Raw genomic sequence first — 22,525 nt, 5'->3', positions numbered from 1 at the left:
TATTGGTGGCAAGGTAAAACCTCACCCCACCTCCGAAAGGATGACGCTTCCCATGGAACTTCCCATCACTGATACCTCCCAGCAGAACTCCATTCCCACCCTCAACGCCTCCGAAATCCCCCACGCCGTGCGCCACGGCGCCATCCACGGCGCTTTGGGCACCCTGAACGTGGGCCAAGCCATGATCCTCATCGCCCCGCACAACCCACTCCCTCTACTCAAGGAAGTGGAAGAGCGCGCGGAGGAATTCGAGCTGTCTTACCTCAAGGAAGAAGAAAACGACTATCACATCAAGTTCACGCGAATTTCGTAGTGTATTCCCGTGCAAATCGATAGGCTAAATGGTGATAACTCTATCTCTCGTACATAGTTGTCTATATAACACGGAGCATTCACTATGAATAAGAAATTTGCCGCAGCCGCCGTTGCTGCGACCGGCTTGGCGCTCTCCGCCTGCTCTCCCGATACCTCCACCACCTCCGATGCAGAGCAGACCAGCCTGAACCTCTTGGCTGCATCGTCCACCCGCGTCATCAATGACGAACTAGAAAAGCGCGCTTCCGAGCTCGACACCCCGGTTGACCTCGAGTTCCAAAATGGCGGCTCTTCTGACTTGGTCAATAAGCTCAGCGAGGGCGCTCCTGCGGACCTGCTGCTTACCGCGTCCAAAAAGACCATGGACAAGGCAATCAATGACGGAACTGTGAAGGACCCGAAGGTGCTTGCCACCAACGTCATGGTGATGGTCGTACCGAAGGGCAACCCGGGCAATATCCACTCCATCGAGGATCTGCAGAACGAAGACCGCTTCGTCATCTGTGACCCGCAGGTTCCCTGCGGCGATATCTCTTCCCAGATCATCGAAGAAAACGACCTGGACGTAAAGCCCGCCTCCCAGGAGCAGCAGGTCGCTGACGTTTTGGGCAAAGTCGTCTCCGGTGAGGCCAATGCCGGCTGGGTCTACTCCACCGACGCCGCGACCGCTGGCGATGATGTAGAGGTCATCGAGATCCCGGATGCTGATAAGTTTGCCAACCAGATCCTGGGCGCAGTCTCCGCCGAGGCTGAGCACCCAGAAGAGGCACAAAAGGTCCTCGACCTGTTGGCCGATGACTTTGATAAGACCTGGGAAGAGTACGGCTTTAACCCAGCAGATTAATCAATGACCCCTCCCCAGCCCATTCGTCTTCAGTCTCCCCTCGTTATCGGCCTTATCGGCCTCATCGCGGTCGTTGTTATCCTCGTTCCCGTAGCCTCGCTGGGTCTGCGCGTACCGTGGGACCGCATCGGCGAATACCTCGCCAAACCGGAGATTTGGGACATGCTCAAGCTGTCCTTCACCGCGGCATTCCAATCAATGCTGCTGGCGATGGTACTGGGGACCGGTCTTGCCTTATGGGTCCAACAGCTTGGCCGGGGCAGCGGCGTTATCCGCCTATTCATCTATTTGCCCCTGGCCATGCCACCCGTGGTGGGCGGTTTGGCGCTGACCGCCGCCATTGGCCGCCGGGGCTATTTGTCCCCGCTTCTAGACGCCATCGACTTCCATTTTGCTTTTGCTTTCCCGGGCGTCATCGCCGCGCAGTGCTTCGTCGCCTTGCCCTTCGTCGTGGTGGCGGTCGATTCCGCCCTGCGCCAATTGGATCAGGAGATTTTGGCCTCTGCCGCCAGCATAGGCCTTTCCCGCTGGGAGGTACTGCGCAAAATCACCATCCCCTCCATCGCCCCCGCCCTTGCTACCGGCGCCGGCCTTGCCTTTGCCCGGTCCCTCGGCGAGTTCGGCACCACGCTGACCTTCGCGGGCTCCCAGCCGGGCGTGACCCGCACGATGCCGCTCGGCATTTATTTGGAGCGCGAGGTCGATACCGATGGCGCCTACGTGCTCTCCGCCATCCTCATCGCGATGGCGATTGTCTGCCTCGCCCTCGCCGGGCTGCCCTCGCTCCTCCAGCGTTCCTATCAGGCGCAGGCCCGCGAGCTGCACAGCATGGACTACGAGAAACTCCGCGCCCTGACCGCCCCGGATAATGCCCCTGCCCTATCCGTCACGGCGGATGGGGAGACGACTGAATTTACTCCGCGCGCGATCACCACCATCGTCGGTTCCAATGGATCGGGTAAAACCACGCTGATGAGCCGCATCGCCGGGCGTCTGACCGGCGCGGAGATTAGCGCCAACCAGGATGACATCGTCCTGCTGACCCAGCGCCCCGGCCTGCCGCCGCAGGCTACCGCCAACCAAGCCATCGCGATGGTCACCCGCGATAAGCAGCGCGCCACGCAGTTGCTGGAGGCTGCGGGCTTGCGTGAGCTTAACGATGTCCCCGTGCCAGCCCTTTCCGGCGGCCAAGCCGCCCAAGTCGCCTTCGTCCGCGCGCTCGCCGCGCGGCCCGCCATCCTGATTCTAGATGAGCCCTTGGCGGCCATCGACGTGGAATCCGCCAGCAAGTGGCGCCGCTTCCTGCGCGCCACCCGCCGCGACCGGACCACGCTGCTGGTGACCCATAATGCGCTGGATATTGCTGGGCTTGCCGATGACATGGTGGTCATGAATTCCGGCAACGTCATCGCCCACGGCTCGGCTGCGGATTTACTCGATGTCCCGCCCACCGGCTTCGTGGCTTCCATCGCCGGGCTCAACCGCGTAGAAGGTACCGTCAAAGCCGCCACCGCTACCGAGACCATCGTCTCTTGCGGGAGCACAACCATCACCGGTGACGCGAGCGATCTCCGCGCCGGCGATAAGGTAGTGGTCACGTTTAAGCCAAGCGACGTGCACCTTACCTCTGAAGCCTCTACCGGGGTCAATCACTGGTCTACCAAGGTCATCGCGGTGGAAGCGGCCAGCATGGCGGGTGCCCGGCTGAGCCTGGATATGGGTGGACACACCATTACCGTGCCGGTCAGTAGGCAGACGGCTTTAGGCATTGATACCGGAAATACCGTATCCTATAGCGTGGCTAAAGATAAGATTTCTGTTAATCAAGCCCCTCATCAGCACCCAGAGATACGAAGTTAATCGCATGCCCAATTCGCTCCCACGCCCCAGCTCCGACCTTTTCCCAGAAGCGCTCAAGCTATCTCCTAAGCAGCGCGAGGTGCTCACGCAGCTGCAGCATTATTCGCGAGGAGCCCGTGCAGCGGAGGTAGCAAAAGATTTAGGCATGCACGTCAATACCGCGCGCGGGCACATCGATGAGCTCATTCAGGTTGGCGCCATCACCGCCGTTCCAGAACGCAGCTCTGGGCGCGGGCGCCCTTCCCTGGTGTACCAGGCCCGCGTGCCGGATAACCGTGCCATCGCAGAGGAATACGTCAGCCTCATTAGCGTGCTGACCTCCATGCTCGCGGGCAAGGAAGAGCTCGACGATTTCTCTTCCCCACAGGCCCGGGAATTGGGGCGGCAGTGGGCGCGCGCTACGGGGGCAGATATCCAGAGCGGCGCGCTCGATACCCTCTTTGCCACCCTGCGCGATATGGGGTTTGATCCTTCGCAGGGCGCGGATTCATCCGAGATCGAGTTGAACGCCTGCCCATTCGTCTCCTCCGGAACCACCCCGAGCCCCTTTGTCTGCGCCATACACGCTGGCTTTTTACAAGAAGCCAGCGGTACGGACGCGGATATAGCCTTAACCCCGATGCAGCGCCCCGAAGTATGCCAGATCGAGATTAAGCCTGTGTAACTTCCACGCGGACCGGTCCCGCGACCTTGAGATCGAAGACGCGCAGGCCCTGCTCGCGGGCATCATCAAGTATGCTCTCGTCGATGTCCTCCGTGTGCAGCACCATCACCGTCGGCCCCGCCCCGGAAAGATAGGCGGCGTATCCGCGATTGCGCAGGCGGTTCACCCACTCCGCGGTCACCGGCAGCACGCCGGCGCGATACGGCTGGTGCAAACGGTCGCGGGTGCCTTCCCACAAAAGTTCCGGGTAGTTCTGCAACGCGGCTACCTGGACGGCGGTGCGGGAGACGTTAAAGGCGGCATCGGAATGCGTCACGTGCGAAGGCAGCACGCGACGCACCGCCTGGGTGGAGGCGTGGGAATCCGGCACCAGCGCGGTCGCCCGAATATCGGGGTGCACGTTGATGGTGGCGGCCTTGTATTCCGGCAGGGAGCGGCCATCGACAGGAACCGTCGTCCACGAGACCACAGCACTGCCCAGTACCGAGGCCGCGGCATTATCCGGGTGGCCCTCAAACGCCGAAGACAATTGCACGAGCTGATCTTGGGTGAGTGGGTTGCCCGCCAAGGCATTGCCGGCTGCCACGCCGGCGACCGCCGTAGACGCCGAAGAACCCAGGCCGCGCGATTGGGGAATCGTATTATGCGAAACCACGCGCAACCCCGGCACCGTGGCTTCGGCGGCAGATAGCGCGGAGCGGATGGCCTTGACCATAAGGTGCGATCCATCGCGCGGGAGGTCTTCTGCCCCCTCACCAAAAATCTCCACCTCGAGGCCGGAGGGAATGACCTCCACCTCGGCGGTATCATACATGCTCAATGACATGCCCAGGGTGTCATATCCCGGCCCCAGGTTCGCCGTGGAGGCAGGAACGGTGACTATCGCTTTGGTGCCGACTTCAACTTCGATGCTCATGGTGACTAATATATCGAACCGGTTTAGCTGCCCAAGCGGATGACCGAATGAACGGCCTTGACCTCATCGAGCTCGCCCAAGGCGGAGACGATGTTTTCCAGGGTCGCTTCCTTGGCGGCGTGGGTGACCACGATAAGGCGCGCGGTGTCCTCGCCGTCCTCTTGGCGCACGGTGCGCAGGGATACCCCATGCTGTGCGAAAAGCGCGGAGATGACCTCCAAAACGCCAGCGCGATCTTGGACTTCCATATCGATGTGGAAGCGGGTATCGACCTCGCCGAAGTCCGCAATCGGCAAGTTGGCGTAGGTATTCTCGCCAGGCGCGCGACCGCCGTGGACGATATTGCGGGCGGCACCGACGACATCGCCAAGCACGGCCGAAGCGGTGGGGTTGCCGCCGGCACCATTGCCGTAGAACATGAGCGAGCCGGCTGCCTCAGCCTCGACAAAGATGGCGTTGTAGGACTCGCTGACGGTAGCCAGCGGGTGCTCCTTGGCCACCAGGGTCGGGTGCACGCGCGCATTGACCACTTCGGATCCATCCTCGCGGCGCAGGCGCTCACAAATGGCCAGCAGCTTGATGGAATAGCCGGCATCGTTTGCCGCGGCAATATCGTCTGCCGTGATATCGGTAATTCCCTCGCAGTGCACGTCCTCGAACTTCACGCGGGTGTGGAAGCCGATGGAGGCCATGATGGCGGCCTTGGACGCCGCGTCGTGGCCCTCCACGTCCGCGGTGGGATCCGCCTCGGCATAGCCCAAGCGGGTGGCTTCCGCCAAGGCCTCGTCATAGGTGGCTCCGGTGGATTCCATGGCATCCAAGATGTAGTTGGTCGTGCCGTTGACGATGCCGGAGATGCGCTCAATCTGGTCGCCCGCCAGGGAGCGGCGCAGCATACCCACGACGGGGATGGCTGCGGCCACGGCGGCTTCAAAGTACAGGTCAACGCCGGAGCGTTCCGCGGCCTCGGCCAATTCATCAGCGTGCGCGGCAACGAGCGCCTTATTCGCCGTCACCACGGACTTGCCGGAATTAAGCGCGGTCAAAACCAACTCGCGCGGGAAATCGATCCCGCCGATGACCTCCACCACCAAGTCGATATCATCGCGGGAGATCAGTGCCTTGGCATCATCGGTCAGCAACTCGTTGGGCACGCCTGGGCGCAGCTTGTTTTTATTCTGGATGGCGATGCCACGGATCTCTGCTGGCCCACCGATGCGATGAGCAAAGGCATCCGCATTTTCATCTAAGAGGCGGAAAACTTCCGCGCCCACGGTGCCGAATCCAAGCAGCGCGATGCCAACGGTTTCGCCTTCACCCTTGCCGGTACGCGAATGTAGCTGTAGCTCACTGTTTGAAGCATCCATAGTCCGTCTCCATGTCGATTAAGTGGTGGAAAATGTCTCCCGCTTTAAGCGGCTACAGGACACTATACAGAACGAGCTGTCTATATTGCGACATGCGGGGGATAATATTCGTTCAGCTACAGAAAACCCCCGCCGCACGGGCCGATTGCGGCCCCTGCGTTACGGGGGTAGAACTGGCTTAATCCACTTCCAAGGACAAGAGATCCTCGATGGTTTCGCGCCGCAGCATGGGCTTGGTATTTCCCACGCGCGTTGCAACCACAGCTGGGCGCACCGCGCCGTTGTACCGCGACGACATCATGTACTGATACCCACCGGTCGCCGCGAAGGCGAGCAGGTCTCCCGGCTGGATATCATTGGGCAATTCGCCTTCCTCCAGCAGGATATCGCCGGATTCGCAGTGGAAGCCCACGATGCGCGAGGGCACCATCTCGCCGTCGCTAAAGCGGTTAACCAGGCGCACATCGTATTCGGAACCGTAGAGGGCGGGGCGGATATTATCGGACATTCCCCCATCAATGGAGATATACCGGCGCACCGGCAAATCGGCCTTGCCGGTTTCCACATCCTTAACCGTACCCACGCGGTAGACGGTCACGGCAGACCCCGCCACCAAGGAGCGCCCCGGCTCCACGAGGAGGAACGGCGCCTTAATGTCGAGTTCTTCCGCGGTTTGGTCCACTGCCCGCAGCATGTCCTGGGCCACGCGGTCAATATTCAGGGCTTCCTCGTAGGGCATATACGGAATACCAAAGCCGCCGCCCAAGTCCAGCTCGGCTAGGTCAACGCCCAGCTCGGTGTGGATTTGGCGGTAGAGCTCCAGCACGCGCTCTGCGGCGAGTTTGAAACCCTCGGCATTGAAGACCTGGGAGCCCACGTGGCAATGCAGGCCGCTCAAGCGGAGGTTATTCACCTCAAGGCAGCGCTTAGCGGCGGCGAAGGCCGCGCCCGTGGCCAGGGAAATACCGAATTTCTGGTCCTCGTGCGAGGTGGCGATGAATTCATGGGTATGAGCGTCCACACCCGGCTTGACGCGAATCATTACCGGCTGCACCACGCCTGCCTCGCCGGCGATGCGGTTGAGCTCTTCGAGTTCCTGCTCATTATCGATGACCACGTGGCCCACGCCCGCATCCACGCACAGGCGCAGGTATTCCTCGTCCTTATTATTGCCGTGCGCCGTAATGCGCGCGGCTGGGAACTCGGCGGCGAGCGCAATCTTTAGCTCATTGAGCGCCGCAGCATCGAGGCACAGGCCCTCTTCGTTGACCCACTGCACTACCTTTTTGGAAATGAATGCCTTGGAGGCATAGTGCACGTGCTCAGGCCCACCGAAGGCGCGGGCCATGTCTTGGCAGCGGGAGCGGAAGTCGTCTTCATCGAAGACGTACAGCGGGGTCTGGAACTCTTCTGCCAAGTCCGGCAAGGGGACTTCCGCTACGGTAACTACGCCGTCTTCCTGGCGGCTCGCATTCCGCGGCCACACGTGGGCGGGAAGCTCATTGAAATCAGTCATTTACATCTTCTCCGGTGCGTTCACGCCAACCATGGTCAAGGCATTGGACAGGACGACGCGGGATGCTTCCGCCAACGCAAGGCGAGCGCTGTGGATGGGCTGCTCTTCCTCCCCTGCCTTGGGCAAAACCTGGCAGGTGTCATAGAAGCGGTGGAACACACCAGCCAACTCTTCAGCATAGCGCGCCACGCGGTGCGGCTCGCGCAGCTCGGCGGCATCCGCTACCACTGCAGGGAACTCACCCAGAGTGCGGATGAGGTCGCCTTCGCGCTCATGCTCCAGCAGCGACAGGTCTGCGTCCTCGGAGCTAACCCCCAACTCCGCAGCCTTGCGCCCAATCGAGCACAACCGGGCGTGCCCGTATTGCACGTAGTAGACCGGATTATCCGAGGACTGCGACTCCCACAGGCCCAGGTCGATATCGATGGACTGATCCACGGAAGAGCGCACCAGCGAATACCGTGATGCATCGACACCGATGGCGGCAACCAAGTCCTCGATGGTGATTACGGTGCCCGCGCGCTTGGACATGCGCACCGGCTTGCCATCGCGCAGCAGGTTGACCATTTGGCCAATGAGCACCTCGACACCATCGGCGTCATAACCCAAGGCGGCTGCCGCCGCCTTCAAGCGCGGGACATAACCGTGGTGGTCAGCGCCCAACATGTAAATATTGAGGTCGTGACCGCGGTCGAATTTATCGGCCACATAGGCGATATCGCCGGCGATATACGCCGCATTGCCGTCTGATTTCACCACGACGCGATCCTTAGAATCGCCATAATCGGTGGACTTTAGCCACCACGCATTGTCAGCCTCATAAAGGTGGCCTTCAGACTTAAGGGTCTCAAGAGCCTTATCTACCGCCCCAGATTCAAAGAGCGAATTTTCGTGGAAGTAGACATCAAAATCCACGCCGAATTCATGCAGAGACTGCTTAATCTGGGCGAACATCATCTCCACGCCATCGGCGCGGAAGGCCTCTTGCACCTGCGCAGCATCGCCCTCGAGCGCGCTTGGGTTCTTTTCCAAAACCGCGTTTGCGATGTCACGAATATAATCTCCGCCGTAGCCATCCTCCGGCGTGGGTTCGCCCTTCGCTGCGGCAACAAGGGAACGCGAGAAGCGGTCAATCTGGCCGCCGTGATCGTTGAAGTAGTACTCGCGGGTGACCTCTGCACCAGAAGCCGTGAGAACCCTGCCCAATGAATCACCGACGGCGGCCCAGCGTGTACCGCCCAAGTGAATCGGACCGGTGGGATTGGCGGATACGAATTCCAGGTTAATCTTCTTGCCCGCAAAGGAGTCATTAGAACCATAGTCCGCGCCTGCCTGCAAAATCTGGGCGACGATCTCACCCTGGGCAGCGGCGGCTAAGCGGATATTAATAAAGCCAGGACCGGCAATATCGGCCTCTGCAATGGCATCGTGCTGGGCCAATTTTTGCGCTAACCAGCCACCAAATTCGCGCGGATTCGCGCCGGCTTTCTTGGCCACCTGCAAAGCAAGGTTGGTGGCGTAGTCACCGTGTTCTGGGTTGCGGGGGCGCTCTACCGTGACAGATTCCGGCAATACGGACGCGTCTAGGTCATGTTCTGCCATGACCTCGGTGGCGGATTCTTTAACTAAGGTGGCCAAATCAGCTGGAGTCATGTGGCAAGAGTCTAGTTCACTGCCCCGACACGTGCGAAAAGAAGCACTGGCTAACGTTTCCGAGGGCGGAAATTGGCCATTTAATAGACCTCTTAGGCAAACCTATATTGCGATATATATTACAAAATATATGCTGGTAGAACGTGATTCACACTACATTTCACGTGGTGAATGTGTAGGGTTAGTTACACCTCCATGACTTAAAACTAATAAGGAGCACCGTATGCGCATTGCGCTTTTTTCTACTTGCATTGGTGACACCCTTTTCCCGGACGTCCAAAAGGCGACGGCATTGGTTCTCTCCCGGTTAGGTCACGAAGTTGTCCTTCCGGAGGAGCAAACCTGCTGCGGCCAGATGCACATCAACACCGGCTATCAAAAGGAAACGCTGGGGATGATCCGCTCTTATGCGGATGCCTTCGCAGATCCTTCCATTGACTACGTCGTGGCCGCCTCCGGTTCCTGCGTGGCGGCAGTTCGCGACCGCCACGAAAGCATTGCTGACCGCTTCGGCACGTCCGCCGATGTCGATGGCGCGCAAAAGACCGCACAAAAGACCTACGATCTCACGGAATTTTTGGTCGATATTGAAGGCGTGACCAATGTCGGCGCTTTCTTCCCACACCGAGTGACTTACCACTCTGCCTGCCACGGCCTGCGCTTTCTCAAGCTGGAAGACCGCCCCTACAAGCTTTTGCAAGAAGTCGAGGGCATCGACTTGGCACCGCTAGCCAATAGCGAAGAATGCTGCGGCTTCGGCGGCACCTTTGCCCTGAAGAATGCGGAGGTGTCCCAGGCAATGGTCTCCGATAAAACCCGCCACATTAAAGACACCAAGGCCGAGTACGTTACCGCTGGTGACTCGTCGTGCCTGATGAATATCGGCGGCGCGCTCCACCGCCAGCGCTCCGGCATTCGCGCCCTACACATGGCTGAGATTTTGGCTTCCACCAAGGAACACCCATGGCAGCCAGACTCCGCAGCATACTCCAAGGAGACGATGCTCTAATGACCTCTTTCCTCGACACCACCCCACCACGGGCCCCTGAAGGCTACGGCAACCTGCGTGGCAGCAAGGCCTTTGTCCCGCTCGCGCACGTCGGACTGAATAACGCTACCCAGCGCCACAACCTGCAGCACGCGACCACCACCATCCGCGAAAAGCGCGCCAACACCGTGCAGGAAGTGGATGACTGGGAGCTGCTCCGCAACGCCGGTTCTGCCCTCAAAGAGGACGTCACCGCCCGCATGCCGGAACTGCTCGAGCAATTTGAAAAGGCAGTGTCGGACCGCGGCGGCATCGTCCACTGGGCCCGCGATGCCAAGGAAGCCAACGAGATCATTGAAGGTCTCATCCGCGAAACGGGTGAGACCGACGTGGTCAAGGTTAAGTCTATGGCTACCCAGGAAATCGGCTTGAACGAGCACCTCGAAGAGGCCGGAATCCACGCTCAGGAAACCGACTTGGCAGAGCTCATCGTCCAGCTTGGTGACGATATGCCATCGCACATTTTGGTGCCCGCAATTCACCGCAACCGCGCGGAAATTCGCGATATCTTCGTCGATAAGATGCCCAATACCGATGACTCGCTGAAGGCTGAGCCCGCTGAATTGGCCGAGGCATCCCGTCAGTTCCTGCGCCAGCAGTTCATGAAGGCCAAGGTCGCCATTTCCGGCGCCAACTTCGGTGTGGCAGAAACCGGCACGGTTAACGTAGTGGAATCTGAGGGCAATGGCCGCATGTGCGTGACGTTGCCGGAAACGCTGATTACCGTCATGGGCATCGAAAAGCTCGTGCCTACCTTCCAGGACCTGGAAGTCTTCCTGCAGCTGCTGCCTCGTTCCTCCACCGCGGAGCGCATGAACCCGTATACCTCCATGTGGTCCGGTGTGACAGAGGGCGATGGCCCGCAGAACTTCCACATCGTCTTGCTGGATAATGGGCGCACCGCAGCGCTGTCTTCGCCCGTTGGGCACCAGGCGCTGAAGTGCATCCGTTGCTCGGCCTGCCTCAATGTCTGCCCCGTGTACGAGCGCGCCGGCGGACACGCCTACGGCTCCGTGTACCCGGGCCCCATCGGTATCTCGCTGACCCCGCAGCTCACCGGCATGAAGGACCACAACGATCCATCGGCTAGCCTGCCGTACGCCTGCTCGCTGTGCGGGCGCTGCGACGATGTATGCCCAGTCAAGATTCCGCTTTCTGATGTCATCTTGGAAAACCGCCATCAGAAGGTCACCCACGCTGCCTCCCCGATTGAGCCGAAGCTCTTCAAGACGGTGCAGCTGCTCTGGGACAACCCGAAGATGTGGGATAAGGTCACCCACCTCGTGGCGCTTGGCCGCGTAATGGGCGGATTCAACGGCACCATCGAGTCGCTGCCGCTATTTATGTCCGGTTGGTCCGATGGCCGCGATACCGCGATTCCGCCGAAGAAATCCTTCCGCCAATGGTTCGACTCCGAAGAAGGCAAAGAGTTGCTGTCCAATGCCCGTAAGGAGGCCTCCAAGTGAGCGCAAAACAAGACATCCTAAACCGCATTCGTTCGGCACAGAAGCAGGCTGGGCTCCCAGATCACGTCGATGTGCCCCGCGAATACCAGCGCGAAGGCACACTGAATGATGATGAGCTGCGCGAGATGCTGGTCGATCGCCTCGAGGATTACAAGGCGGAAGTCCACGTCACGGAGGAAAGCGATCTCAAAAAGACGCTGGATTCCATCGTCAGCGATCGCAACTGTAAGGACATCCGCTACGCCCCGGGCATGAATGCCGATCTTTTTGATGGCCTTCCGGCCCGCCCGGACGACGAGGATGCGGATCCGCGCGAGCTTGACGATGCCGATGCCGTTGTCACCGAATCCCTCGTGTCCTCCGCACAGACCGGCACCATCGTGCTGCAGTCCGATTCCCGCTGCGGCCGCCGCGCGCTGACGCTGGTACCGGACCGTCACATCTGCATCGTCCGCCGCGACGAGGTTGTCTACGGCATCCCCGAGGTCATCTCCCGGATGAACCCCGACAAGCCCGCAACGTGGATTTCTGGTCCTTCCGCGACCTCCGATATCGAGCTCTCGCGTGTCGAGGGCGTGCACGGCCCGCGCGATCTCATCGTGATTATTGTGAAGTAGCGAGGCTGGGGTGCCGAGTTAGGGCACCCGCCACGTGGAAATTCCTGCCACGAACCTGAAAGAAGCATAAGCTAACTCTGACAAACGTTATAGGAGTCGGAGCTTTAGCTTATGCTTTCTTTTTCTCGAAAAATTTCTACCGTAGTGTGCGCTAGCGCCCTCGCACTGGGCGTAGCAGCCCCCACCGCCGCCGCGGCGGATCCAGAAATCGCCTGGGAGGATTGCCCCACACAGGTCAATCTGGATGGCGCCGAGTGCGGCCGGATAGAGGTGCCTACCTACTACGATAACCCCGAGGCTGGCACCATTAGCGTCGGCTTTGTCCGTGTACCCGCGGCACAGCCAGACGCGCGCCGCGGCGCGCTCTTTACCAACCCAGGTGGCCCTGGTGGCGACGCTTATTCTTGGGCCGGCAACGATGGCGTCGAATGGCCCGAAGAAATTCGCAACGAATGGGATCTGATTGGCGTCCAGCCGCGCGGGCTGCCCGGTTCCACGCCAGTGGACTGCGCTGCTACCCCGAACTTCAATCCCATCGAGGCCACTACGCAAATTGGCAAGGCCACCCGAGATGCCTGCGAGCAGAATACCCCTGGCTATACCAACTCTTTGACCACCGCCAATACCGCCCAAGACTGGGAGATGGTGCGCCAAGCGCTGGGTGAGGACGTCATCGATATCGCCGGCATATCCTACGGCACTTATCTTGGCTCCGCCTACGCCACCAAGTATCCGCAGCACACTGGCAAGGTGCTGCTCGATTCCGGCATGAGCCCGCAGCTGGCATGGAACGGCATCTTCACTTCGCAGCAACAAGGGTATGAAAATGCGCTGCACGATCTTTTCCAGTTCATTGCGGATAATGACGCCACCTACCACTTGGGCACTACTCCGCTCCAGATCTATGAAAAGTGGTCGCAGAAAGTCGCCATGGAAGCCGGCGCCCGCCCCACGGTCTTGCCACCGGACGCGAAAATCGGTGACCTTCCCCCAGGGCTCGAGTTCGCCGGCCTACCGGGCGCGGATATCATGACCGCCACGGGTGAGCTGCGCGTGCAGGCAGAATTCCTCGCCGACAAGGCACTTAACCCACAGGCAGACCAGCGAGCATCGGTGACTTTGGGCAAGACCCGCGAGGTCGTTCCCATGCCTGCGCACTGGGATGACTTTGCCAAGCACTTAAACGGCAGTAAGCCATTCAATGTCGTCGACGATCCGGAGCTTGCCCGCGCGGTGCAACAGCAAGTTATCCAGATGATGAATATGCAGAATCTCATCGTCTGCAACGAGAACACCGTCGCCGGTAACCCGTGGCTCTTCCCCACCTACCTGTGGTCCAACTTTGTCACCGGCGATATTTTCTCCCTGGTTAATTCCATGTATGGATCTGGCGCCGGCTGCGGCGGCCGCGAACCCGTTACCGGCGGGGCACCACTCGATGGCTCGCACCTTGCCACCAAGCCCCTGCAACTCCAAGGCACGGGCGATCCGCAGACCCCGTACCAGTACCACACTGCGCTCTCTCAGCCCATGCAATCGCGCGTCGTCACCGTCCACGGCCCCGGCCACGGGCACTTTGCGCTGGGTAATAAGGCTGTCGATGAGATTGGCGTGCACTATCTGCGCACCGGTGAGGTAATCACCGCCGACGCACCGGGCCTGATTTAGTTCCCGGGCGGGCGATGCGCTAGAATCACATCGTTGGGAATTTTCCCAGCGATGTCTCCGTAGCTCAGCGGATTAGAGCATCGGTTTCCGGTACCGAAGGTCGCAGGTTCGATCCCTGTCGGGGACACAAAATTTTTAACCCCCTCGCTTTTGCAAGCGAGGGGGTTCACTATGCGCCCAGTTTTCGGATTGAGTAGCCACCGAGGGTTCAGGAAGCCCAAACCATCCTGAACCGCCGGGCTACCCCTCCAATTCTAAACGAAAGGATAAAACCATGACCTCCCGAACTCTCTACCTCATCGCCCTGGCCCTACTGGCCATGTCTCTAATTATCAGCTTCATCAACGGGTTCGCTATCTCCAGCACCATCCTCACCGGCGTGGCGGTGGCTACACTTGGCTGTGCCACTTACAAGAAAGTATGGAAGAAATAAGCCGGACTAGGGCCAAGGCGTGGCAGACGTCGCCGCCTAGCTCGCTAGAGCTTATCGCGCCAAGGATCTCGCGGAATACTTCTTTGCTTTTACGCAAAAACTTCGTCTACCGGTCGAGCCCGAAGGTCAAAGTCGCGGGCTCCGCTTTAATGTGAGTAAAGATCCCCATATTTAGTCTCTATCCATAGAATGTAGAAAATTCCACCGTCTTTCCAACCGACGAATGGAAGGTTTTCTTGGTGCCGGAACACACGGAATTTGGTTAGCTCTTGGAACTGCCTAGGGATTTGAGCTTTGATTTTGTTTTTGGGATAAGTTCCGAGCCGAGACCGTGCCTGTGGTGATTAACGAGCTCTGTCCAAGAAATAAGTGAGCGTTTGTGCCATTTGTCGAGGAATTCGCGGCGCATCCTATCGGTCATTTGCCCGAATCCCCATCCGCTCTGCAGAAACCTAGTGGACAGGAGCGGGTATTCGTTTGATGCCGCTCGTATTGCGCTCAAGACGCCTGTATCTGCACCACTGTGATTCTTCGAGACCGGACGCGTGCCACGTCTCTTACTTTTTCTTTGCCATACCTAGTCGAAATACTCTTTGAGGTCGGCATCAGAAATCTCAAGCCCCCGTTTTTCTTCAACGAAGTTTTTCTTCCAAGGTGACTCCGTGTGGGTCTTATTACGTAAAGCCCATGCCGAATAGGGGCCATACTTATTCCATACTTCAATCAAGGTATCTTCTACAGGCCGGTAATCATCCCAATTGAACTCATCAGAAATAAACGTATCGGGGTCGATGGGGCTCTTGCCGTACTTTTTAAGCTCGCGGTAGATATCTACAACGACAGGTCCGTGGGCCCATGCTTCCATCCGTTCATTGAAGAGTGGCACCCCTCCGGAGGCTCGCATGTAAAGGCCCTTTGCGTAGTAAAGAAGCTTTTGAATTTTCAGCGGTGTGAGCTCGGCTTCCTCGGTTTCTTCAGCCCAAGCTACGAGCCATTCTGCGATTTGGAGGGCAGTGAATTGCTTCATTGTGCACCTCCTTCCTACTTGTTCTTAACGCTACAGCACCTGGATAGCACTTTCTATTCCTACCTACTCGGTGGGGGCTTGACCCATGCAACCTGGCTTTCGATGGATTCCATTGCCAAACTATTAGTCTTATGAAATACTAAGGTACTTAGAACCACGAAAGTTATGCAGCATAGGCGAGCCATGGAGGACACCCCTTGCCCACCTTAAAAATCGACCATCTCAATAAAACTTTTGGCAGCGTCCGCGCGCTGCAGGACATGACCTTTAGCGTGCAAGAAGGTGAAATCTTCGGCTTCGTCGGTTCCAATGGTGCCGGAAAATCCACCACCATGCGCATCGCGCTGGGTGTGCTCGCGAAAGACTCCGGCGAGGTATATTTCGATGGCTCCCCCATTAATGACGATAACCGCCGCCGCATTGGCTATATGCCCGAAGAGCGCGGACTCTACGGCAAGGAACCGCTGCTTAGCCAGCTGACGTTCCTGGGCACCCTGCACGGCATGAACAAGCAGGCCGCCCAGAAATCCGGCTCGGAGCTGCTGGAACAGCTAGGGCTGGGAGAGCGCCAGGACGACAAGCTCGATGACTTGTCCTTGGGCAACCAGCAGCGAGTGCAGCTAGCCGCCTCCCTCATCCATGACCCCGATATGTTGATTCTGGATGAGCCCTTTTCCGGCTTGGACCCCGTTGCGGTCAATGTCATGTCTGACATGCTGCGCGAGCGCGCCGCCCGCGGTGTGCCGGTCATCTTTTCCTCCCACCAACTGGACTTGGTGCAGCGCCTGTGCGATCACGTGGGCATCGTCACGCAAGGCCGCATGGTGGCAGAAGGCACGGTAGATGAGCTGCGCACCCAGGGAGCCTCGCTCTATGGGGTCGAAACCCCCGCCCGCGGGTGGTACCCGGAGGGCACCCACTTGGTAGAGGAAACAGATACAGGCGTAGTGCTCGAAGCCGATGACGGCACCGATGACCAAGCCATCTTGCGCGCTGCCATGGCCGCTGGCCCTGTCCACTCCTTCGGCCTCAAGGTCCCCGACCTTACCGAGCTTTTCCAAGACGTCGTCACCAGCACCACCACCGAGGAGGCCTAGCCCATGCAGTATTCGGCAATGAAGACCATAGGGACCGTCGCCAAGCGCGAAATGGTGGTTGCCCTTAAGACCAAATCCGTTGTCATCATGATGCTGCTGCTTATCATTGGTGCCATCGCCACCCCCATCATCATTGACTTGCTGTCCGGTGGTGACGATGAACCAGACTCCGTCGCCGTGGTGGGCATGGAGGCAGACGCATTCGCTGATTCCGGGCTGGAGACGCAGGCCGCAGATGACCGGGATAGCGCGGTGCAGCTTATCGATGACGGCGACGTCGACGCCGCGCTCGTGCCCGCCGCCGACGAGGGATGGGAGCTTTTGGCCAACGGCACCGTCTCCACCACGATCTCCACCACGGTCAATCAAGTGGTTGCGGCGCAGGCGCAGGCAGAGGCCTTGAATACGCTGAATATTGATCCCCAAGAGCTTGCCGCCGCCACTCCATCAGCCGAAGTGACCGCGGTTGATCTGGAAGACGATGAGTCCTCCGAAGAAAAGATGGGACATGTTGCCATCGTCCTTATCGCCGCCATGGTGGTGGTCTTTTCCATCATGACCTTCGCTGGGCTCATCGGTGGGCGCGTTACAGAAGAGAAGTCTTCGCGCGTGGTCGAAATCATCCTTTCCACGGTGCGCCCGGTGGATTTCTTGGCCGGCAAGGTGATTGGCAATACCATCATCGGGCTGCTCGGCACCTTCCTCATCCTGGCCGGCGGCGTGGCTTCCCTGGCATTTACTGGCGCAGCGAGCGAAATCCAGCTCGACTATGGCCTAATTGCAGCCCTGCTCGTCGGAGAAATCCTCGGTCTCTTCTTCTTCGGCAGCCTCTATGCCGCAGCCGGTTCCATGGTGCAGCGCACCGAGGATCTGCAATCGACGCAGACGCCCATCCTGCTCCTCGTCTTTGCCACCATGTATATCACCATGTTTGGATGGACCAACTTGGATGCCACCTGGATGCAGGTCATGGGTTGGGTGCCGCCGGTCTCCATGTTGGTCGCTCCCCTCCAAGTCGCGAGCGGCAATATGAGCTGGCTGGGCTTGGCGGGAAGCTACGCGGTCCTCGCTGTAGTTACCGCGCTGATCCTCATCGTTGTCGCGCGCATCTACCGCCGCGCCATCTTGAATAATGGCAAGAAGATGACCTGGCGCCAGGTGCTCAAGAAATAAAAATAAATCCGGCCTCCCACTTTCTAAGGGAGGCCGGATTTTTCTACTGCGCAGAATTACTCAACGATGAATTCGTTGGTGATCGGCTGGGTGATATCCAACGTGCCGTGCTCGATGTAGTACATGCCAAAGAACATGGCACCGAGCAGCACTAGGGCCAGCAGCATGCAAGGAATCCACTGGACAAAAACGGAAACCCAGCCCTCAGATTGCTGGCGGGCCGCCGCCTCGCGTTGTTCTTGAGCCTCGCGCTCGTTCATAATGATAAAACCTCTCGCTTCACCGAAGATTAACTAAAAGTATCTTAACAGTTTATGGTCTCCGCGGTGGCATTAGATCCCCGGTTCTTCGTCATTTAATAATGCCTCAAGGAATGCCTCGCGGTCCGCGAACATTTTCTCGATGTCCTCTTCCGCGCCCACGATCCAGGAATCGGCATCCTCATCAAAGGTCACCGCGGAATCGGGATAGGTTTCCAGGGCTTCCTCCATCGCGGCAATTTGATCGGCATCGGCACGGTCCGCAGCAAAAGCCTCTGGATCACCAATGCGCTGGCCCAGCTCACCCAAGGCCGTCAAGCCATACGTTTTATGCTGCTTTTTAGGGTGCTCGAAAAGTTCTTGTCCCATCATGGCGGTATTATTTTCCTCCATTTAATAAAGAATCCGGGACAAATCCCGAATAGCCGGGGATATTATTGACCTGCAATACCCCATGGAAAAAGCGCTTGAGCGCGGGGACGTCATCCTCATGGAGGTGGTCGAATACCAAGCGGCGGACGGATTCCACGTGCTCGGGGGCCGCGCGCTCGAGGTGGTGGAGCCCAGCCTCCGTGATGTGCACGTTGACCCCGCGGCCATCATCAGTGGTCTTTTCTTTGACCAAGAGCCCACGTTTTTCCATGCGTGTGACCTGGTGGGAGGCGCGCGAGCGATCCCAGGCGAGCTCTGTGCACAGGTCGCGCAGGCGCAGGTGCTGATCCGGGGCTTCCGAGAGGGAGACCAAGACCGCGAATTCGGACACGGAGATCTCCCCGCCCGCCTTAAGGGTCTCGTCCATGCCCCTATCTATCTTGCGGGTCGCAGCCAATAATAGGCGCCATAGCTCCTGTTCATCATCGTTTAACCAGCGGGTTTGTTCAGACATAAAGACTAGATTACCCCCTTCAGCATGGCGATGTCGCGCTCGCTACGCCCAGGCACCCGCGAATAGCGCTGCGGCATGCAGGTAAAGACCAAAACCTGGTTGTCGCGGCCTACCTGTGAGAACAGTGTGGACATCAATTGCAGACGGTGGGCGTCGGTGGAGCCCAGTGCGTCATCGACAATGACCGGCACGGTTTCCTCCCCCGCCACCAAGCGCGCTATGGCAAAGCGGGTAAGGATGGCCAGCTGCTCGCGCGCGCCGCCGGACAGACTGGTCATGGCCACCGTTTCATCATCGCGGGTGCGTGCGGTGACGGAAAGGTCGTCTGCCAGTTCAAAGCTGATGTCCCCGCCGTAGATGGTGCGGGCCAGCTGGGCGAGTGCCGCCACGAAGGGCTCGGCATAGCGCTGGCGCGCGGCATCGCGGTGTTTGAGTAGCAACTCGCGCAGGTAGCGCGCCGCCAGCGCGCGCTTTTCCACGCTTTCTAGCACCGCCTGAGCCATCTCCGCTTCCGCTTGTGCCTGCTGCTCGCGCTGTGCCGCGCCGGAGTGATAATTAATTTCGCTCGACAACTTGCCCAGCTCCACCTTGGTATCTTGCACCTGGTTCTGCAGGTACTCCAGGTGCGATTGCGCACCCTCCACCAAGCTCTGAGCGGTGGCCAGGTCCACGGCCTCCATCTCAGATAGCTGTTCCTGCAGCCGGGTCACCAGCGCACCCAACCGCTCCGCTTCTTCTGCCAAGCCGGCATCGGAAGTTTTCTCCCGCGCTTCAGCCAGCTCGCGCTCGGCGCGCTCGGCCTTCTCGTTGGCGGCCTCAAGCTCGGCTTCTAAGCGCACCACGTCGTGGGCGATGCGGCTATCGCGGAAGGGAATAAGCTCGCGGTCGAGGGCATCGACAAGCTCTCGTGCCTCTTCCTCCGCCTCCTCCGCAGCGGATAAATCCATGGCCGGGGCATCATCGAGGCCGGTGACCTTCTCCTTGAGCGCCGCGTGTTGGGCGCGCAATTCACCTAAATCATCCGGCCCCAACTCGCCTTCGAGTTTGCGCGTTGCCGCATCCAACCCGGCATTCTGCTCACTGTGCGCCTTGTGCAGATCCTCAGCGGCAGCGATGGAGTCCACACCGGTGGCATCGAAAAGCTCCTGTAAACGCGCCTCGGCCTGATCCACCTCGCGCTGGGTCTTATCGGAAGAGTACGCGCCGGCCACGAAGCGGGCGGTGATATCGCCGATGGTGATCTCGCGGCCATCGACAAGCTCAACTGCAGGCTGCTTGCCGATGTCCACCCGATTCCCATCCACCCCAATCTCCGCGCCCTCCGGACCGGAAAACTCCACCTTGGCAGCGGTGGCGTCGTGAAGGCGCTTGGCCAAGGCGAGATCGGCATCCGCCTTGCGGAGTTCCTCGACATCCGCGGCGGTCATCTCGCGCCCGCGCTGGGCGATCTCTGCCTGGGCCTTCTCCACGCCACGTGCCAAGTCCTCTACCTTGAGCAGGCGTTTATCCAGGCGCTTAAAGGTCTCCTTGTCCTGATACAGCCGCGCCTGTTTGAGCGTTGTGCGCGCGGTGGCGTAGTCCTCCTTCGCGGTGGCAAGCTTCTTTTCCACCGCCTCTTTCTTCTCGTTTTCCTCTGCGGCCTTCTCGCGGGCGGATGTGAGCTTATCCGCAGCGCTCGACTTTGCGGTACCGGCTGTCTCGAGTGCCTCGGCCATCTCCTGGCGCTTAGACTGCGCGTCCTTCGCGCGTTGGAAATCCTCCTTGGCGCGGGTGAGCTCCGCCTTGTGCGCATCCACCTGGTGCTGAGCCTGCACGGCCTCGTCCGCGGCGGCTTGCTTCTCGGCAAGGTCCTGGCGGGCCCCGGGAAGCTGCGCTTCGGCTTCTTCTTGCTGGTGTTCCAGGTGCTCGTAGCGCTCCACCACGGAATCGAGCCCGCGCACCGCAGCGGTTGCTTCCTCCAGCTCCTGCTCGGCACGCTCCAAAGTCTCCTGGGCCTTTTTATACTCGCCGGCCGGCTTGCCCGTCTTTTCGGTGTAGTAGCGCTTATATTCCTTATCTACCTTGCCCAGAAGCTGGGAATCATCGCCGGATACCTCGTCCTCAGCCAGGCCGGACTCCTGCTCGAGGGCCTGCGTTAACGAGGGAATGCCCACCGCGGAGATAGCGTCATTGGAGTCATCCTGGCGCATAAAGAGGACATCGAGAAGCTGGCGATCCATGTTCTGGCTTAAGATCTGTTCCAGCTCGTCATCGGCCTGGCGCCCGGTATATTGCGCGTGGCGCGGGGCAGAGATGGCCAGCTCACAGTACTTCTTCTGCAGCCAGCGCTTGGCAATGCGAAAGCGGTATTCCCCCACGGAAATATCCGCGATGACCTCCGGCGATACGTCCTTGCCCACCGGCTGTAAGTCCCGGATGCCGCTAGGGCGCGCCGTGTGTTTTTCAGTCAGCACCACATCGAGGGCCTCCACGATGGTGGATTTACCAGCCTCGTTCTCGCCGTGGATGACCACCACCCCGGTTTCTGGGAGGTCATCCAAAACCAGGTGCTCGATGCCGCGGACGTTTTTAATCTCTAAGCTGTGGATGCGCATGTGGTTTATCCTTCCAGGCGAAATAGCAGGTTGGCGGCGTCGCGGGCCACCGGATCCTCGCGGTTATCCAGCAGCTCTTGCAAGGCGTCGGCGGCATAGCCGGAAATATCCAGGTTGGCTAGTTCATCTTCGCTAGGCTCCAAGAACAGGTCCATGGTCCGCTCGCGCGGGCGCAGCGAGGCAAAGACCGCCTCCAACTCATCCAGCCCACGCTGCAGCCGGGCGTGCGCCGCGATGCCAAGGGTCCCCTGCAGGCTGTATTTAATCGCCGTGCGCACCTTATCCGGGTACTCTTCCAGGCTGCGCAGGAAGCGTTCGACATCCTCGGTGGAATTGACGGAGGCATCGAGGGCCTCAAACGTCCAACGCCCGATGCTGCGCTTATCGATGTCTATATCCTCCCCCTCAATCCTTACCACCAGCGCATTCCCGGAATCGGCCTCGCCGCCACCAGTGGAGCACTCCTTAAAGTCCGTGGTCTCCGGGCTGCCGGAGAACCAGACGCGCCCGGTTGTGCCCAGGCTGGCCGTCGAGTGGGTATCGCCCAGCGCCAAGTAATCAATCACCCCGCGCTCCAAACACTGTTCGACGAATTCCAGGTCGATGGTATCGGCATCTCCCCCGCTAGTACGCGAATCCACCTGGCCATGGCCCACGGCAATCCGGATTCCTTCCGTGGGTTCGAGCGGCTCCAAGGCCTGGCGCACCAAATCGTGGTTGGCGCGCTTGGACAGATACGGCGCCCCGACCACTTCCACGCCCTTACCCACCTCGATGGGCTCAGAATCCGCAATGACGTGCACGTTGTCCGCGCTAGTGCGATAAAATACCGAGTCGGCGACCAGCGGATCGTGGTTTCCGGGCAGCACATACACCGGCACCGGCAAGCGCTTAAACATCTCGGTGGCGCGGGCCAAGATCTCCCGGGAGAGCGCATTGTGTTCAAATACATCGCCGGCGACGACGATGAACTCCGCGCCAACCTCCTCCGCCAGCTGGCCTAGGTGCATGATGGCGGACTCGCGGTCATCGTTGAAACGACCTTGCGCCTCCCCCTTCAAGAACCAGCGAGGCATTCCCAGCTGGAAGTCGGACGTGTGGATAAAGGTCGTTGCAGTCAT

General features: G+C 59.5%; 21 protein-coding genes and 1 tRNA gene. 12 read left to right on the top strand and 10 right to left on the bottom strand.

The genetic code is table 11. The features are described 5' to 3' along the window. Positions 1 to 52 precede the first annotated feature (52 nt). From HMPREF1257_RS05310 to HMPREF1257_RS05295, 4 genes are all read left to right on the top strand, one after another. Positions 53 to 313 (top strand): DUF2249 domain-containing protein, encoded by a 261-nt coding sequence (locus HMPREF1257_RS05310; RefSeq protein ID WP_023026336.1) that lies wholly within the window; start codon positions 53 to 55, stop codon positions 311 to 313. Between the two features lie 84 nt (positions 314 to 397). Beyond that, the gene (modA, locus tag HMPREF1257_RS05305; protein WP_023026335.1) at positions 398 to 1,159 is read left to right on the top strand and encodes a molybdate ABC transporter substrate-binding protein; all 762 of its coding nucleotides are present in this window, start codon (positions 398 to 400) and stop codon (positions 1,157 to 1,159) included. Between the two features lie 3 nt (positions 1,160 to 1,162). Beyond that, entirely contained in the window at positions 1,163 to 3,019 is a 1,857-nt protein-coding gene (locus HMPREF1257_RS05300) for an ATP-binding cassette domain-containing protein (RefSeq protein ID WP_023026334.1), read from the top strand. Between the two features lie 4 nt (positions 3,020 to 3,023). Further along, the gene (locus tag HMPREF1257_RS05295) at positions 3,024 to 3,683 is read left to right on the top strand and encodes a metalloregulator ArsR/SmtB family transcription factor (protein ID WP_023026333.1); all 660 of its coding nucleotides are present in this window, start codon (positions 3,024 to 3,026) and stop codon (positions 3,681 to 3,683) included. Here the strand turns inward: HMPREF1257_RS05295 and thrB are convergent. From thrB to argS, 4 genes are all read right to left on the bottom strand, one after another. Next, positions 3,670 to 4,599, bottom strand: coding sequence for a homoserine kinase (gene thrB, locus HMPREF1257_RS05290; RefSeq protein WP_023026332.1), 930 nt, complete (start codon positions 4,597 to 4,599; stop codon positions 3,670 to 3,672). The genes HMPREF1257_RS05295 and thrB overlap by 14 nt on opposite strands. Before the next feature lie 23 nt (positions 4,600 to 4,622). Further along, entirely contained in the window at positions 4,623 to 5,966 is a 1,344-nt protein-coding gene (locus tag HMPREF1257_RS05285) for a homoserine dehydrogenase (RefSeq protein ID WP_023026331.1), read from the bottom strand. Between the two features lie 178 nt (positions 5,967 to 6,144). Beyond that, a complete protein-coding gene (gene lysA, locus HMPREF1257_RS05280; protein WP_023026330.1) occupies positions 6,145 to 7,482 on the bottom strand; it encodes a diaminopimelate decarboxylase in 1,338 nt (445 codons plus the stop codon). Then, on the bottom strand, positions 7,483 to 9,135 hold the full coding sequence (gene argS / locus HMPREF1257_RS05275; protein WP_023026329.1) for an arginine--tRNA ligase: 1,653 nt from the start codon (positions 9,133 to 9,135) through the stop codon (positions 7,483 to 7,485). Between the two features lie 223 nt (positions 9,136 to 9,358). Between argS and HMPREF1257_RS05270 the strand changes: the two genes are divergently transcribed. From HMPREF1257_RS05270 to HMPREF1257_RS12375, 6 genes are all read left to right on the top strand, one after another. Next, positions 9,359 to 10,144 carry a (Fe-S)-binding protein gene (locus HMPREF1257_RS05270; protein ID WP_023026328.1) on the top strand — a complete coding sequence of 262 codons (786 nt, stop codon included), beginning with the start codon at positions 9,359 to 9,361 and terminating at the stop codon, positions 10,142 to 10,144. Next, positions 10,144 to 11,649 carry a lactate utilization protein B gene (locus tag HMPREF1257_RS05265; RefSeq protein ID WP_023026327.1) on the top strand — a complete coding sequence of 502 codons (1,506 nt, stop codon included), beginning with the start codon at positions 10,144 to 10,146 and terminating at the stop codon, positions 11,647 to 11,649. The genes HMPREF1257_RS05270 and HMPREF1257_RS05265 overlap by 1 nt, the downstream gene beginning before the upstream one ends. Continuing rightward, the gene (locus tag HMPREF1257_RS05260; protein ID WP_023026326.1) at positions 11,646 to 12,266 is read left to right on the top strand and encodes an LUD domain-containing protein; all 621 of its coding nucleotides are present in this window, start codon (positions 11,646 to 11,648) and stop codon (positions 12,264 to 12,266) included. The genes HMPREF1257_RS05265 and HMPREF1257_RS05260 overlap by 4 nt, the downstream gene beginning before the upstream one ends. A gap of 111 nt (positions 12,267 to 12,377) precedes the next feature. Continuing rightward, on the top strand, positions 12,378 to 13,934 hold the full coding sequence (locus HMPREF1257_RS05255) for an alpha/beta fold hydrolase (RefSeq protein ID WP_023026325.1): 1,557 nt from the start codon (positions 12,378 to 12,380) through the stop codon (positions 13,932 to 13,934). A 53-nt stretch (positions 13,935 to 13,987) separates the two neighbouring features. Then, positions 13,988 to 14,061, top strand: a tRNA-Arg gene (locus tag HMPREF1257_RS05250). Positions 14,062 to 14,208: 147 nt separating this feature from the next. Continuing rightward, positions 14,209 to 14,367, top strand: coding sequence for a hypothetical protein (locus tag HMPREF1257_RS12375; RefSeq protein WP_023026324.1), 159 nt, complete (start codon positions 14,209 to 14,211; stop codon positions 14,365 to 14,367). 577 nt (positions 14,368 to 14,944) lie between these two features. On the opposite strand, the gene HMPREF1257_RS05245 is transcribed toward HMPREF1257_RS12375, so the two are convergent. Then, the gene (locus HMPREF1257_RS05245; RefSeq protein ID WP_023026323.1) at positions 14,945 to 15,394 is read right to left on the bottom strand and encodes a Panacea domain-containing protein; all 450 of its coding nucleotides are present in this window, start codon (positions 15,392 to 15,394) and stop codon (positions 14,945 to 14,947) included. Positions 15,395 to 15,591: 197 nt separating this feature from the next. Here HMPREF1257_RS05245 and HMPREF1257_RS05240 point away from each other — a divergent pair, with 197 nt between their 5' ends. Together HMPREF1257_RS05240 and HMPREF1257_RS05235 are read left to right on the top strand one after the other, a co-directional pair. After that, the gene (locus tag HMPREF1257_RS05240; protein ID WP_023026322.1) at positions 15,592 to 16,491 is read left to right on the top strand and encodes an ABC transporter ATP-binding protein; all 900 of its coding nucleotides are present in this window, start codon (positions 15,592 to 15,594) and stop codon (positions 16,489 to 16,491) included. 3 nt (positions 16,492 to 16,494) lie between these two features. After that, positions 16,495 to 17,664 carry an ABC transporter permease gene (locus tag HMPREF1257_RS05235; protein WP_023026321.1) on the top strand — a complete coding sequence of 390 codons (1,170 nt, stop codon included), beginning with the start codon at positions 16,495 to 16,497 and terminating at the stop codon, positions 17,662 to 17,664. A gap of 56 nt (positions 17,665 to 17,720) precedes the next feature. Here the strand turns inward: HMPREF1257_RS05235 and HMPREF1257_RS05230 are convergent, their stop codons facing one another. From HMPREF1257_RS05230 to HMPREF1257_RS05210, 5 genes are all read right to left on the bottom strand, one after another. Next, positions 17,721 to 17,924, bottom strand: coding sequence for a hypothetical protein (locus HMPREF1257_RS05230; protein WP_023026320.1), 204 nt, complete (start codon positions 17,922 to 17,924; stop codon positions 17,721 to 17,723). Between the two features lie 72 nt (positions 17,925 to 17,996). After that, positions 17,997 to 18,317 carry a hypothetical protein gene (locus tag HMPREF1257_RS05225; RefSeq protein ID WP_023026319.1) on the bottom strand — a complete coding sequence of 107 codons (321 nt, stop codon included), beginning with the start codon at positions 18,315 to 18,317 and terminating at the stop codon, positions 17,997 to 17,999. Then, on the bottom strand, positions 18,304 to 18,810 hold the full coding sequence (locus tag HMPREF1257_RS05220; protein WP_023026318.1) for a MarR family winged helix-turn-helix transcriptional regulator: 507 nt from the start codon (positions 18,808 to 18,810) through the stop codon (positions 18,304 to 18,306). The genes HMPREF1257_RS05225 and HMPREF1257_RS05220 overlap by 14 nt, the downstream gene beginning before the upstream one ends. Positions 18,811 to 18,815: 5 nt before the next feature. Continuing rightward, a complete protein-coding gene (locus HMPREF1257_RS05215; RefSeq protein ID WP_023026317.1) occupies positions 18,816 to 21,404 on the bottom strand; it encodes an AAA family ATPase in 2,589 nt (862 codons plus the stop codon). A 5-nt stretch (positions 21,405 to 21,409) separates the two neighbouring features. Then, on the bottom strand, positions 21,410 to 22,525 hold the full coding sequence (locus HMPREF1257_RS05210; RefSeq protein ID WP_023026316.1) for an exonuclease SbcCD subunit D: 1,116 nt from the start codon (positions 22,523 to 22,525) through the stop codon (positions 21,410 to 21,412).

This window comes from Corynebacterium sp. KPL1814 (assembly GCF_000478175.1).
Lineage (GTDB): Bacteria > Actinomycetota > Actinomycetes > Mycobacteriales > Mycobacteriaceae > Corynebacterium.
The sequence above is the reverse complement of the archived record's forward strand: the minus strand, read 5'-3'. Positions and strand labels throughout refer to the sequence as shown.

What these genes read in the sequence shown, in the direction of transcription:
- HMPREF1257_RS05310 (WP_023026336.1), top strand. Translation starts at nt 53, where the DNA reads ATGGAACTTCCCATCACTGATACCTCCCAGCAGAACTCCATTCCCACC.
- modA (WP_023026335.1), top strand. Translation starts at nt 398, where the DNA reads ATGAATAAGAAATTTGCCGCAGCCGCCGTTGCTGCGACCGGCTTGGCG.
- HMPREF1257_RS05300 (WP_023026334.1), top strand. Translation starts at nt 1,163, where the DNA reads ATGACCCCTCCCCAGCCCATTCGTCTTCAGTCTCCCCTCGTTATCGGC.
- HMPREF1257_RS05295 (WP_023026333.1), top strand. Translation starts at nt 3,024, where the DNA reads ATGCCCAATTCGCTCCCACGCCCCAGCTCCGACCTTTTCCCAGAAGCG.
- thrB (WP_023026332.1), bottom strand. Translation starts at nt 4,599, where the DNA reads ATGAGCATCGAAGTTGAAGTCGGCACCAAAGCGATAGTCACCGTTCCT.
- HMPREF1257_RS05285 (WP_023026331.1), bottom strand. Translation starts at nt 5,966, where the DNA reads ATGGATGCTTCAAACAGTGAGCTACAGCTACATTCGCGTACCGGCAAG.
- lysA (WP_023026330.1), bottom strand. Translation starts at nt 7,482, where the DNA reads ATGACTGATTTCAATGAGCTTCCCGCCCACGTGTGGCCGCGGAATGCG.
- argS (WP_023026329.1), bottom strand. Translation starts at nt 9,135, where the DNA reads ATGACTCCAGCTGATTTGGCCACCTTAGTTAAAGAATCCGCCACCGAG.
- HMPREF1257_RS05270 (WP_023026328.1), top strand. Translation starts at nt 9,359, where the DNA reads ATGCGCATTGCGCTTTTTTCTACTTGCATTGGTGACACCCTTTTCCCG.
- HMPREF1257_RS05265 (WP_023026327.1), top strand. Translation starts at nt 10,144, where the DNA reads ATGACCTCTTTCCTCGACACCACCCCACCACGGGCCCCTGAAGGCTAC.
- HMPREF1257_RS05255 (WP_023026325.1), top strand. Translation starts at nt 12,378, where the DNA reads ATGCTTTCTTTTTCTCGAAAAATTTCTACCGTAGTGTGCGCTAGCGCC.
- HMPREF1257_RS12375 (WP_023026324.1), top strand. Translation starts at nt 14,209, where the DNA reads ATGACCTCCCGAACTCTCTACCTCATCGCCCTGGCCCTACTGGCCATG.
- HMPREF1257_RS05245 (WP_023026323.1), bottom strand. Translation starts at nt 15,394, where the DNA reads ATGAAGCAATTCACTGCCCTCCAAATCGCAGAATGGCTCGTAGCTTGG.
- HMPREF1257_RS05235 (WP_023026321.1), top strand. Translation starts at nt 16,495, where the DNA reads ATGCAGTATTCGGCAATGAAGACCATAGGGACCGTCGCCAAGCGCGAA.
- HMPREF1257_RS05230 (WP_023026320.1), bottom strand. Translation starts at nt 17,924, where the DNA reads ATGAACGAGCGCGAGGCTCAAGAACAACGCGAGGCGGCGGCCCGCCAG.
- HMPREF1257_RS05225 (WP_023026319.1), bottom strand. Translation starts at nt 18,317, where the DNA reads ATGGAGGAAAATAATACCGCCATGATGGGACAAGAACTTTTCGAGCAC.
- HMPREF1257_RS05220 (WP_023026318.1), bottom strand. Translation starts at nt 18,810, where the DNA reads ATGTCTGAACAAACCCGCTGGTTAAACGATGATGAACAGGAGCTATGG.
- HMPREF1257_RS05215 (WP_023026317.1), bottom strand. Translation starts at nt 21,404, where the DNA reads ATGCGCATCCACAGCTTAGAGATTAAAAACGTCCGCGGCATCGAGCAC.
- HMPREF1257_RS05210 (WP_023026316.1), bottom strand. Translation starts at nt 22,525, where the DNA reads ATGACTGCAACGACCTTTATCCACACGTCCGACTTCCAGCTGGGAATG.